The following is a 12578-nucleotide window of genomic DNA, read 5'->3' on the forward strand; positions in this document are numbered from 1 at the left end:
CGTATTTCCTTATTTGCTTCCTTCTTCGACCATTGAATATACCGCCCTAAGATTGCGGTATTTTTGAACAAGATCGAGTCCGTAACCTATTACAAAATTATTTGGAATATTAAATCCTACATAATCAACACTGATGTTATACTTAACACTTTTAGGCTTAAGTAGAAGTGACGCAATCCTTACTGAAGCAGGATTGTGCTTTCCGAGGTGCGCCATAATAAATTCTGCAGACAAGCCGGAATCTATTATATCTTCAACAATTATAATATCTCTTTGGTTCAAGTCAGCATTGATATCTTTTAACAAATCCACTTTGCCTGAAGAGACTTTAGCCTCATGGTAGCTGGAGAGTTTGAGGAAATCGACCTCACACTCACCGCAGAAATTTTTCAACAAATCAGAAAGAAACATAAAGGCACCGTTAAGGATACCGATAAAAATGGGCACTTTGCCCTTGTAGTCCTCCGAAATTTGAGCACCAAGTTCAGATATTCTTTTTTGAATAACTTCTTCAGAAAGAAATATCTCAAATGTTTCGTTATTAACAACCAGCTTATCCATATGTTTCGATCTCTAACTTGTAAATTCTTTTTGTCTCGTTAGTTATTTTAAATCGGTCATCGAGCCTGAAACCGCAAATCCAAACGATTTGATCACCCGATGAGACAATGGGGTGACTCCATTTCTTCGAAGGTTCCAGCTTGATATCATTAAAAAAATCAGATACTTTCCTTTTCCCTTTGCCGTTTACCGGCAGGAACCATTCCCCTTTCTTTGGCGGACGGACAGTCAGACTTCCTGCAACTTTGTCGCCGTCTATATATTCAACATGCTTTGATTCACAACCGTTGTAATCACCGGTTTCATTGAAATGGCAGGAAATCCTGAAATTGTCAAATTCCACCGTGTCCCCGGGATTAAAGTCAATTTCCGGAAGAAATTCTTCATTTTTTACGGAAACGAGCACATTGTCTCTTGTTCTGACAGCTATCAGGTTATTACCCAAAGAAATCTTTTTGCCCGATTGCGCCTCGAATAATTCGTTTAGAGTATAAAAATTTTCGAACTTTAAATTTAAACTAAAAAGTTCAATAAATCTAATTGATAACTCGTTATAGAGATTGAATTCGTTTGATTTTTTCACCGCTGCCAAATCTATCACAAGGATTTTTCCGTCCTGTGAGGAAGTAACCGGTTCAGTTGGGATGATCGATGCAGGGAGCGAGTGCATCATTTCCGAGAATCGAAAAAGGGCTTCGCCTGCACGGGGATTTATTTTCTCGAACAGTGGAAATATTTCGTTGCGAATCAGATTTCTTTGGTATATGGATTCGAAGTTGGAACTGTCAGTCACGAAACCTGAATTTATTGCTTCCAGATATCTTACAATTTCTTTCTTTGAGATGGAAAGAAGGGGTCTTACAAGATTATCTCGTTTTACAGGAATACCGGAGACTGCTGTCAGACCTTTCCCTTTTATCAAGTTGAGAATAACCGTTTCGGCGTTATCATCGAGGTTATGACCTGTTGCAATTTTGTCATATTTCAATTCCGTCAGGAGGTTTTGCAACGATTGATACCGTAAATCCCTTGCCGCCATTTCGATCGAAATTTTATGTACTGTTGAATACTCCTTTACGGGAAGTTCCTTCACGATTAATTCGACATTCAGCGAGTTACAGAGTTCGACACAAAAATCACGGTCTCTGACAGATTCTTCGCCTCTAAGCTGATGGTTCAAGTGCACAGCGACAAGTTGCAAGGCATGGAGGGATTTTAGTTTAATAAGGAAATGGAGCAGGAGTACTGAATCAGCCCCTCCGCTGAGCGCCACAAGGATTTTATCACCTTGTGCGAGAAGTTTTTGGTCAGTGCAAAACTTCTTAAATTTTAGGAATAGTGTATCAGGCAAACCCGGATTCTTTAAGTTTCTCAATGGAAATGCCCCCGTAATTTGTCCCGCTTACCAGATTAAGAACATACTTTCCCAAAACATCAAATTCGAGATTGATGTGGGAACCGGATTTAAGCGATGCAAGAGTTGTGTTCTCCCATGTGTGAGGGATTATAGCAGTTTTTAACCATCCACTCCCCTTTTCTGCAACGGTCAGACTCACTCCATCGATGCAGATGGACCCGACAGGAATTACATATTTGTCAAATTTTGAGTCGAAAGAGACTTTTAAATTGTAGCTTCCCGATAATTTTACAAGCTCCGTGACTTTGCCTGTAGTATCCACATGACCCAGGACAAAATGCCCTCCGAGTCGTGAATCTGCACGAAGAGCCCGTTCGAGGTTTACCTTGTCACCTTTTTTAAGAGTACCCAAGGTGGTTTTCTTCAATGTTTCCTGAACTGTATCGAACAGCAGCATATCACCGCGCACCTCAACCACCGTCTGACAGGCACCGTTAATATTGATGCTGTCGCCAACTTTCACATCGTTCGTAATGAGGCTCGCCCTTAGCTGCAGGGAAATTTCGTTTCCTCTGTTTCTTATATCGATGATAACGCCTGTTTCTTCCACCAGTCCGGTAAACATTATTGCTCCATTTTTGAAAAGAAGAGTGCAACATCACCATTCAGTTGTTTCACATGATCAAGTTTCAATTTCCTGGCTTTTGCCAATCCATGATTACTTATACCATCGAACAGATTAATTCCATTGCCCATGAGTTTGGGGGCTATAAAGCAGACGAATTCGTCAAACAGCTCAGAATTTATCATTTCAGTCGTCAATTTGGCTCCTGCCTCCACCATAACGGAGGTAATTCCAAGAGAATGAAGACTCTTTAATGTCTCTATCATATCCGGTTTACCCCTTTTGTCGGGTTTTACAAAAATAATCGGAATTTGAAACCAGTTGAGTTTTTGAAGGATTTCTTCGTTGTGCTGTTCCTCTTCGAGGGTTACAATATAAGATTTTCGATCTTCGTTCCGGAAGAAATTGTAGCCGTCCTGAAAAAAGAGCTTTGAAGTGACCATAACTCTTTTTGGTGAAGGTTTGTGGTTGTGCCTGACAGTCAGCATTGGGTCATCCACAAGAACAGTTTTTGAAGAAGTAAGAACAGCATCATGCTTGCTTCTCAAAAGATGAACCAGTCGCCGGGATTTCTCACCTGTTATCCATTTTGATTCCCCGGAGGTACCGGCAATCTTTCCGTCGAGGGTCAGGGCTGACTTAATGGTTACAAATGGTAAATCGCCTGTTATATACCTGGAAAATTTCCTGTAATAATTTTTATACAAGGGGAGGTCTGCGACCTCCACCTCAATTCCTGCATTTCTTAACCTGGCTATTCCCTTTCCGGAGACCAAAGGATTAGGATCGGTCATACCAATCACAACCCTCGCAATTTTCTTCGAAATAAGAAGATCAGCACATGGAGGAGTTTTGCCAAAGTGGGAGCAAGGTTCAAGACTGACATAGAGAGTAGCACCTGTAATATCCTGCTTGCTTCTTGCTATCGCATCCACTTCTGCATGAGCCCCGCCAAATTCCCGGTGATAACCAACTGAGAGTATTTTGCCATCTTTTACAATGACACAACCGACAGTTGGATTGGGACTTACCTTGCCTTCGGCTCGCGATCCCAGAATGATACAATCACCAAGATACTTCCTGTCTTCTTTTGTCATGATATCAGCGGATCTCGAGGATCTCAAATTGAATCAAACCGGCGGGAGCTTTTACCTGAGCAATTTCTCCTACTTTCTTTCCGAGCAACCCCTGCCCCACGGGAGAGGAAACTGAAATCTTTCCATTTTCCAGATTGGATTCTTCGTTGGATACAATCTGATATTCAATTGTTTTAAGCGTCTTAAGGTTTTTAATTTTAACCTTTGCAAGGATGTGCACCTTATCCTTTGGCATCGAAGCAGGATCGATCACCTTTGCACGGGCAAGCACAGCCTCAAGTTTGTGAATTCTAAGTTCAAACAGTCCCTGTGCTTCTTTTGCAGCATCGTATTCAGCATTTTCAGAAAGGTCACCGTGTGCACGGGCTTCGGCGATTTTGCCGGCAATTTCCTTTCTTCCTGATGACTTCATTTCCGCGAGCTCTTTCTCGAGCTCAATCAATCTTTCTTGTGACAGATATACAATATCGTACATGACACTCCAGTATGAAAATTTACAAAAAAAATAGCCACTCCCCCGGGAATACCGGGGGTGTGGCATTGCAAATTTAAACAATTTTTATCAGATAATCAAGCCCTTATCGCAGAGCCTAAAAAGGATACTCTTCCTGCTTTTTCAATCGTTTCTCAAGGTTGTGCTTTTTCAGGAGTTCCTTAACCTCATCAGGGGACAGTCTGAATAACTTAAAATCAGAATCTGCGAGACCAGCAGCAAGAAAAGCAACTGCAGCGGCGCCGTGAGAGATGTAATCTTTGTCGAGTTTATCGAAGGAATCACCAAAATCGTGATAGTGGTCAGTCATTTCCTTGGTCATCCCGCCAACCGGAGTGATAACGGGGATACCATTAAACATAAAATACATATGATCGCTGTTGGTCCAGGCTGTGCTCATTGATTTGGAAAGATCGAAAGAACCGGAAGTGTCGGTAATTGATTTGATGGCAGGCGACAAGGAGTCAAAACCCATAACATTAAAGCCGTTAATCTTTCCCGGCATATCGAGATTTATCATGGCAAATATTTTATCATTTTTATGGGCTTCGACATATTTTTTAGAACCCCATAAACCGGTTTCTTCACCGTTGAACCAGACAAACTCGATAGTTCTTTTTGGTCTGATTCCAAATTCCTTTAGAAGTGCGGCGGCTTCAAACATGACTGCACTTCCGTGCCCATTGTCCGCAGCGCCATCACCGAGATCCCAACTGTCGAAGTGACCGCCAATCACTATTTTCTCGTCTCCTGTTCCGTCTATGCGGGCAACAAGATTGTTGGACTCCCCTGTCTCCACGCGTGAATTTGACACGACATCAAGTACAACATTCACCTTCCTCTCGAGAAGTCTCCTAAGTTTTGCTCCCTCCTCAAATGTGAGTGTGAATGCAGGGATTTTGAGGGGGTCACCTTTGAAATTCCCCACCCCGCACAACACTTTTCCGCCTTTTGCCTCATTTATGAAAAGGCATGCAACAGCTCCTTTGGCGGCAGCAATTTTGATTGCCTCTCCCCTTAGAAGTTCATCTCTTCCCGAAGGTCTTTCCTGACTGATAACGACAATTTTTCCCGTTGCATCAATATTCCTGTAATCTTCCTCATACCCGGAATAAACAAAAACAGCCTTCGCATCTTCAATTTTTGCGGGTGACACCCAAGCGAGGGCATAAGCACGAAGGTTCTTTCTGAAAGGCAGTTTTAAGACCACTTTGTCTTCACCTCTGAACCAAACGGGAGATGTAAATTTCTCATAAAAGGGTTTCAAGCTTTTATTTTCCAACTCTTTTTTTAGCATTTCAAATGCTTTTTTGTTGGGCTCACTGCCCATCAACCTTCCACCTGCGAGATCACAAACATCTCTGATCATATAGTACCCATAGTTGGAAGTAAAAGCCTTACCAGTCAGAGCCGCTATAAAGGATTGGGCAAAAAAGGATGGTGTAACAACGATGAGGAGAAACAGCAGTTTTTTCATTTAAAACTCGATGTAAACAAATGGTAATGTGGAAGTTCCGAGAACCTGATAAACAAAAATAATGACGACAGCAAAAGTGAGCGCTTTCAAACTCCAGTGGATTGCAGCGAACCTGATGAAGAGTACCTTATAGAACCTCTCAGGCACAATTGCGAGAATCAGTCCCCCAACCATAACCAGGAATGGTACGAGATAGAAACTCAACCACTTTTCAATATGAGCAAATTTGATTTCACTGAACAGCTTTCCGATAAAGACCATGGCACTGTCGAGGGATGGTGACTTAAATATGATAAATGAAAATGCAATAACATGAAAAGTGATAACAATCTCCAACATCCTGAAAAACTTTTCATTCACCACACCAACAATCTTTTTACGGATGTTTCGGAACATGGCATCGAAGACGATACAAACCCCGTGTATCAGCCCCCACACAATAAAGGTCAGATTGGCACCATGCCAGGCTCCCGAAACCAGAAAAGTTACGAGAATGGCAATGTAGATACCGTAAACTCCAAGTCGTCTGAGAGAAAAGCTTAGAGGATTGAAAATATTTTCACTAAGGAAAGTGTAGAGGGTAATGTGCCATCGCCTCCAAAACTCACTGACAGAATTGGCGAGGAACGGTTTTTTAAAGTTTTCTTCAAGTTCAAAACCGAAGAGATACGCCATCCCCCTGACGATGTCAGTATATCCCGAAAAATCAAAATATATCTGGAGGAAAGCTCCATATCCGGCGAGCAGGCATTCGATTGATGTGAAAAGATCGGGATTTTCAAAAACCCTGTCCACGAAATTCAGGGCGATGAAATCTGCGATCAGCACTTTTTTCAGGGTTCCCGTAATCAGGAGGAAAATTCCCTTGCTGACATTTTCCCGGGTAATTCTTGTTGGACTGTTGAACTGAGGCAGAAGATTTGCAGCTTTGGAGATTGGTCCGGCTACTATTGTCGGGAAAAATGAGACATAAAGAAGGTAGGTAAAAAGATTCTGCTCGGCTTCCTCAATTTCCTCTCTATAAATGGAAAGTGTGTACCCGACAGATTTAAAAATGTAGTAGGAAATTCCAACAGGAGTAAGAATTTCTCTGGTAAAATATGAGAAGAACTGGGATGATTGCAATCCAAATTCATTCACAATGAAAAAAGTGTACTTAAAATAGACAAGAATTCCGATGTTCACCAGAACAGATAACGAAAGCAGCAGTTTTCTTTTGATATCTGATTTTTCCCGTACAAGAAATTTCCCGACGAAGAAATCAATTATGCCAACTGCAATCAGGATTCCGATGTATCCGCCTGATATCTTGTAATAAAAGTAGAGGCTGAACAGCAGAAGCACAAGGTTTCTTGCTTTGATATTCTTCTCGAAACCTGTATATATCAGATAAACAATGGTAAACAGGAAAAAGAACAATACCGAATTGAACAGTAATGGATTTCCGGAATTATATTTTAGTAACTCGATTACATCCAAAAAACAGAATATTCCTTTTTATTTCTTTTTAGCCGGTTTTTGATTGTTTTTATTGGTTGCCGGCGTCTTGGTTGTCGTCTTTTGTTTTGTTTTATCAGGAGTTGTTCCTGATTTTACAGTAGTCTTCTTGGTAGTGGTTTTCCCCTGATTTACAGTGGTTTTCTTGGTAGTTTTATTTGTGTTGTATTTAGTACCATATTTGGCAGTTGTTTTGGGCGCAGTATAGGTGGTTTTTGCCGGAACCTTTATCTTTTGTCCGGGTCTGATAATATCACCCTTAGAGCCATTGGCAGCTTTCAACTGATTGACGGGTATTCCGGTTCGCTGAGAAATAGCAAACCAGGTATCACCGTTCCTCACACTGTAGTTTGTTGCAGGAGGAGTGTATTTTGGAGTTGCGTTATAACTGTAATTTTTACCATAGTAGGTATTTCTTGCAGAATAACTTCCGGGCACAGCAGTATTTCCGGGTTTTACAGGTGTTGTCACCTTTGCTGTGAGTGCTGGGTTGGATTTCCCTTTCTTCACATAAATCTTTAATTCCTGATTTATCGAGAGTGCACCGTAAAAATCGTTCCATGATCTTATATCGCTGATCTCCACATTATACAGTTTTGCGATAGAGCGGATCGATTCTCCACCCAAAACCTTGTGCATTTTGTACTCGCCTTTATCATCCTTCAGAGTACCGGCAGCAGAGACACCGTTGATAACAGTGGTGTTTGCAGCGGAAACACTCTGGCTTTCATTGTTGTCAACATAGATTGCGAGCCCTTCAGGCACTTCACTTTCAAGCTGCTTGTTTGCGACAAGAAGTGTCGATTCACCTGCAACAAATTTGTCATATGAGTTCTGGATTGCAGAAACAAAAAGTTCACCTTTAAGATTATAACCCTTTGAAGTGAGGTGTATCTGATCCACATTGGCGAGGTAGTTTGCCCGCCAGTTGAGCATTGAATTTTTGCCACCGCTTACATTGTAGATATCGTAGAGAAGACAATCGTTTTCCATGGCAACTTCTGCCACAAGTTTTGCAAAATCGAGACATGCGGAGACATTGGTTCTTTTATTAAAGGCATCCTGAACATTCATTAAAAGAATCACGGCATCCGGTGATGATTTTTTTACCTTTTGAATAATGGAAACGAGATTTTCCTTTGTGGATGTGGCATTGAAACCACCGCCAAAAAAATCATTTATCCCGAGATCAAGGATAAACAGGTCGGGTTCAAATGCTTTAACTTCCTCTTCAAATCTTGACTCACGCACAATACTCGAGAGCGTGGCACCATTTACACCTGTACTGGCATACAAGACGCCACCCTGATTGTCAGCCTCGATCAAAATGCCATACAAAACGAACTCATTCTGCAAATCGGAGGATTTTTTGAATGATATTTCGATGCTCTCGCAATCGGAATTAACAGGTACAGTTATGTACGGTCCCGAATTTGCATCCGCTTTTACCGTGATCGGCTCGCTAATTCCTTTAATATTCAGCACCATATCAAACACTGATGGACCGGTTTTTGAGAATATTTTAAGAATGTTGTTCGAGGCTTTTTGAATTGTTTTCGAAAAGACGAGCTTAAAATTGGAGTTTGGATCGATAGTACGAATCGAGTAACCCGTCAATCCGATATCGAGAGCCGGGTTTTGCTCGGTATTCTTTGAGAATGTCCAGCTCCCTTTGGAGTAGGTAAAGTAATCGTATGCAGAGTGGGTTTTAGCTGCAGAGTAAGGGAAAACCAGACCTCGCCCTCCAATTCCATACATTTTCTGGAGTTCTTCACGAATATAGCCGGTGTAAATGTCTGCCTGGAGGTGGGAGTCACCTACATGAAGGACCCGAAGCTTTTTTTGCTTAGCATCTGCAAGATTTGTAAAGAACTTTTGAGCCACTTCCCTGTTTTTCCATTCAATAAAATTCTGATTTGTACGCAGAAACGGGAAATTACCGAGTCTGGTCGAACCTCCGTCGGTTGTTGATCCGGAATTGACAGCAGGCTGCTTTTCGGTCTCACTAATCGAATCCTGCGACTGTGAGACAATTGAATCGGGTGGGGAGAATTTCGTTTTGTGGTTCAGTTCATGGTTAATGGAACCGGCGAAAAGGACTCCCAGAGTGCCAAACGAAGCAATCAAGAAAAGCTTTCCGCCTTTCTTCATTGCTCCGTTCAGATAATGTAACTGATTGGTCATATTGCCATCCGTTCTGTTTATTTAACGGTTATTTGAATTTTTGTTGTCTAAATATTGCCGGTACGAATCATTAATCCCCTTGAACAATTCGGCGGCAATTATTTTTTGTCCTCTGTTAATGAAGTGACCGTCGCGGGCTGCATATCCTTTCTGAGCCCATGCTGCAATAGAGTTTTCACCCCCCATAAGTTCATATGTATTCCAAAAAGCACAGCCGTTCTCTATGGCACATTCCTTCATGATTTTCACCACTTCCCCGATGTAAGGATGCGAAACGGAGCTTCCCCTTCTGATAACACCCATATCGCCGGGACCGACAACGAGAACAGAAGAATTTTTCGCTCTCTCTCTGATACCTGCGTAGAGGCGGTTATAGTAATCCCTGACGCGTTTTAAATCTTTTTCTTTTGTTACAGTCGGCATAATATTCATACCGAACTGCAAAATAATAAGTTTTACATTCAATTCATCATATTGAGCAGATAAAAATTCCTTGTCTATTTTCAGGAGTCCGTCACCCGAGTGACCGCGAATCGCAAAATTATCAACCTGAACCCCTCTGTCTCCGTCGAAAAAGAAGCCATAAATCTCAGGATTTCTCCCGCTTGAGATGTCAAATCTAATAGAACTGCCGTCACCTCTGAATGCGGTTGAAGCAAGATTGAAGGGATTATCACCGTTGAGTTGCAATGTACCAATTACAGTTCCTGTTTTTTGGTCACTAATTCTTACTTCACATTCATCACCGACTTTTCCGTAAAAAACCCTTATTTTGGAGAACCTTGCATTTTTCACAAAATTAAGAGATACTCTCCCCCGAAGTGCCGCAACCACATCTGTTTTATCCCTTGGAGAGGAGAGAAAAGCGGATTTTACCGCAAACCAGGTGTCTGCAAGCAAAGAATGTGATAAACCGTATTTGTTTAAGACGGTTGAACTGTCCGAGGGTTGCTCCTCTTCAGCGGGTTTTTCATCCAATTGTTTTTTCTTTTTTTTCCCTTTTGGCTCCTGCTCATCATTATCCTTCTTTGATTTACCGTTTCCATATTTGAAAACCAGTCCCGAAAGAGCATATTTTCCGGAAGAGTATGCATGGTTGAAGACATTATATCTTTCCCAGTTTTCAGAAGTGCTTCTGAAATAATTCACATTGTCGGTTATATCATCCACCGGAGCATAGCCGATACCCTCACCGCCAAATTCCTTCTGAAAGTTTTCCCGGAGATATGAAGTTATTCTGTCCCCTTCTATTTGTGAGTCACCATAGTGAGCAACTCTCACTGTTCCGGTTTTGCTTTCCTTCTCCAAGGCTTCAAAAAAATTGTCGAGCGCCTTCTTTCCGCTTGTTTCCGGATTAATCAAAAATCCGTTCTCTTCATTTTTATCAACTGACGGTTTCTCATCAATAAGTGCATTCTCATCAGCAGTTTCATACTTGCTTAGAAAATTTTCAGCATTCTCGTTTTTCTGTTCAGCCGATTTAAAGAGGCTCTCTTTAATATCAGGAAAACTAATGACCAAATCCTCATCCGAGAAGGGATTGGGTACACTGAATTCGGGACCTGCCAGAGAGAACGAAAGAAGTATCCCGTTCACAATGAGGATGCTGAAGAGTATTTGAAGAGAATATTTATTCATTTTTTTCCGTATATTCAAACATCAAATTTAATTAATCCTGTCCTTTTACGCGGTATAATAAAATATCCCTGAAAAATGCCATTAATGAATTCAATCTTGAAAAAAGTAATAATCTGCCTGCTATTGTGTTTTTCCATCGCATATTCTCAAAAATCCAATAATGAATTTCCCTTCCTGCGACCGGAACTCAATAAAATCGGCAATCCGCAATCTATTCAAGCCAAATTGCAGAAAACCTTTTCTGACACCTCCGGTTCAAAGATATTTAAAATATTCGTAATCGGTGACTCCTACACTGCCTCAGGTGATTTTGTTCATTGCCTTGAGGATGAGCTTGCAGCAGAATTTGGAGACGGTGGAAAGATCAAACTGTCACTGAAGAGTGAATTTCCGACTCTTCTCCCCTACAACCCGTTGCAGCTGAAGAAAAAATCATCCCTTCTAAAAGGATTTGAGCTTTACTCCAACGCCGATTCAAGTTCCATCGAAGTAAAGGATGCATCTTCAGAGAAAATTCCCTTTGCAATCAATACAGTGAACAAGGGCCGTGCGATTAAGGTCACTTTTTCGTCACCTGTCGAGAGTTTCTACATAACTAACCGGCAAAATGTTCCACAAAAATCGACAAAAGGGATTCTGGCTTTCACAGAAAAAGGGGTTGTTTCCACTTTTTTTGGCAAGATTTCGGCATCTATAAGGACATACAACACCGAACTGAATTACCTCTTCCCGTTTATCGAAACAGTAAATCCTGATCTGATAATTGTCTATCTTGGTACAAATGACTGTGCGGGACCAAATTTCAACAAAAACTATTTTGATGTCGAGTATGGAAATTTGCTGAAGAGGCTAAGAAAAGAATCTCCTGATGCATCATTTTTACTGATTTCCCCCGTTACTTTTTATTCGTACAGTAAAGAAGGATTCAAACCGAACAAAAACATTAAGACATTAAAGGAGGGAATAACTTCCCTTTCCTTAAAAGAAGGGTTGAGTTACTGGGATCTAAGCGAAGTGATGGGTGGAGACACGATTATGCCATCTTTGGTGCAATCAAAGCTCGCAATTCAGGATTATATTCACCTGACCAGGGAAGGTCACGAAACAGCCGCAAAATTCCTCGCCAAAGCAATCATCGATTTATACAAAAAAGAGTGACAGACTATTTCGTGAGTGACTCGATCTTGTCGATCGATTTGTGTTTCATACTCTCCAAAGTTTCTGCATTTAACATCGTAAAAGCCATATTTCTGATTTTCCCCCACTCGTCATGCATCGGACACGGAGTAGAGACAGAGCAGCCGGGAAAACCCAGAATACAGGTATTAAAGACATCCCCTCCATCCAAAACCATCACTATGTCGATGAGTTTTATTTCAGACGGATTTTTCCCGAGATAGAATCCGCCGTTTTTCCCCTTCTTTGAAGCAACAATTCCCGAATCCGTCAGGATTTGCATCACTTTTGAAACAAACTCTTTAGGCACTTTCAGTTTGGTCGCCACATTAGCAGCACTGACCCTCTGATCTTTGTCGAGTGTTGACAAATATAATACAGCTTGTAAACCAAGTTCACATTTTTTGGAGAAGATTACGGTCATTTACTTTAAATCCCGGTATAATAAATCAGATAAAAAAGACCGTTTAATA

General features: G+C 41.3%; 11 protein-coding genes. 1 reads left to right on the forward strand and 10 read right to left on the reverse strand.

What is annotated here, in order from left to right:
• Window positions 1-9: 9 nt before the first annotated feature.
• The 9 genes from hpt to LCH52_06000 all read right to left on the reverse strand — a co-directional run bounded on the left by hpt (window position 10) and on the right by LCH52_06000 (window position 10929).
• Window positions 10-561 carry a hypoxanthine phosphoribosyltransferase gene (hpt, locus tag LCH52_05960; protein ID MCA0388023.1) on the reverse strand — a complete coding sequence of 184 codons (552 nt, stop codon included), beginning with the start codon at window positions 559-561 and terminating at the stop codon, window positions 10-12.
• Window positions 554-1912 carry a tRNA lysidine(34) synthetase TilS gene (gene tilS / locus LCH52_05965; GenBank protein MCA0388024.1) on the reverse strand — a complete coding sequence of 453 codons (1359 nt, stop codon included), beginning with the start codon at window positions 1910-1912 and terminating at the stop codon, window positions 554-556. Before tilS ends, hpt begins: the two co-directional genes overlap by 8 nt.
• Complete coding sequence (locus LCH52_05970) at window positions 1905-2543, reverse strand: riboflavin synthase (protein MCA0388025.1); 639 nt, start codon at window positions 2541-2543, stop codon at window positions 1905-1907. The genes tilS and LCH52_05970 overlap by 8 nt, the downstream gene beginning before the upstream one ends.
• Window positions 2543-3640, reverse strand: coding sequence for a bifunctional diaminohydroxyphosphoribosylaminopyrimidine deaminase/5-amino-6-(5-phosphoribosylamino)uracil reductase RibD (gene ribD, locus LCH52_05975; protein MCA0388026.1), 1098 nt, complete (start codon window positions 3638-3640; stop codon window positions 2543-2545). Before ribD ends, LCH52_05970 begins: the two co-directional genes overlap by 1 nt.
• Before the next feature lie 4 nt (window positions 3641-3644).
• Window positions 3645-4115: a transcription elongation factor GreA gene (greA, locus tag LCH52_05980; protein ID MCA0388027.1), complete on the reverse strand. Its 471-nt coding sequence runs from the start codon at window positions 4113-4115 to the stop codon at window positions 3645-3647.
• A 115-nt stretch (window positions 4116-4230) separates the two neighbouring features.
• On the reverse strand, window positions 4231-5610 hold the full coding sequence (locus tag LCH52_05985; protein ID MCA0388028.1) for a M20/M25/M40 family metallo-hydrolase: 1380 nt from the start codon (window positions 5608-5610) through the stop codon (window positions 4231-4233).
• Window positions 5611-7089, reverse strand: a complete 1479-nt coding sequence (locus tag LCH52_05990; GenBank protein ID MCA0388029.1) for an MBOAT family protein — start codon at window positions 7087-7089, stop codon at window positions 5611-5613. It abuts the gene before it with no gap.
• Between the two features lie 18 nt (window positions 7090-7107).
• Window positions 7108-9291, reverse strand: a complete 2184-nt coding sequence (locus LCH52_05995; protein MCA0388030.1) for a LysM peptidoglycan-binding domain-containing protein — start codon at window positions 9289-9291, stop codon at window positions 7108-7110.
• Between the two features lie 21 nt (window positions 9292-9312).
• Window positions 9313-10929 (reverse strand): hypothetical protein, encoded by a 1617-nt coding sequence (locus LCH52_06000; protein ID MCA0388031.1) that lies wholly within the window; start codon window positions 10927-10929, stop codon window positions 9313-9315.
• 96 nt (window positions 10930-11025) lie between these two features.
• Between LCH52_06000 and LCH52_06005 the strand changes: the two genes are divergently transcribed.
• On the forward strand, window positions 11026-12087 hold the full coding sequence (locus LCH52_06005; GenBank protein ID MCA0388032.1) for a GDSL-type esterase/lipase family protein: 1062 nt from the start codon (window positions 11026-11028) through the stop codon (window positions 12085-12087).
• Window positions 12088-12091: 4 nt separating this feature from the next.
• Here the strand turns inward: LCH52_06005 and LCH52_06010 are convergent, their stop codons facing one another.
• Window positions 12092-12529, reverse strand: a complete 438-nt coding sequence (locus LCH52_06010) for an Rrf2 family transcriptional regulator (protein MCA0388033.1) — start codon at window positions 12527-12529, stop codon at window positions 12092-12094.
• Between the last annotated feature and the right edge of the window lie 49 nt (window positions 12530-12578).

Source organism: Bacteroidota bacterium (assembly GCA_020161395.1).
Classification (GTDB): domain Bacteria; phylum Bacteroidota; class Ignavibacteria; order Ignavibacteriales; family Ignavibacteriaceae; genus UTCHB3.

Coding starts and splice junctions, on each gene's coding strand:
- hpt (MCA0388023.1), bottom strand. CDS start 561: ATGGATAAGCTGGTTGTTAATAACGAAACATTTGAGATATTTCTTTCT.
- LCH52_05970 (MCA0388025.1), bottom strand. CDS start 2,543: ATGTTTACCGGACTGGTGGAAGAAACAGGCGTTATCATCGATATAAGA.
- ribD (MCA0388026.1), bottom strand. CDS start 3,640: ATGACAAAAGAAGACAGGAAGTATCTTGGTGATTGTATCATTCTGGGA.
- greA (MCA0388027.1), bottom strand. CDS start 4,115: ATGTACGATATTGTATATCTGTCACAAGAAAGATTGATTGAGCTCGAG.
- LCH52_05985 (MCA0388028.1), bottom strand. CDS start 5,610: ATGAAAAAACTGCTGTTTCTCCTCATCGTTGTTACACCATCCTTTTTT.
- LCH52_05995 (MCA0388030.1), bottom strand. CDS start 9,291: ATGACCAATCAGTTACATTATCTGAACGGAGCAATGAAGAAAGGCGGA.
- LCH52_06000 (MCA0388031.1), bottom strand. CDS start 10,929: ATGAATAAATATTCTCTTCAAATACTCTTCAGCATCCTCATTGTGAAC.
- LCH52_06010 (MCA0388033.1), bottom strand. CDS start 12,529: ATGACCGTAATCTTCTCCAAAAAATGTGAACTTGGTTTACAAGCTGTA.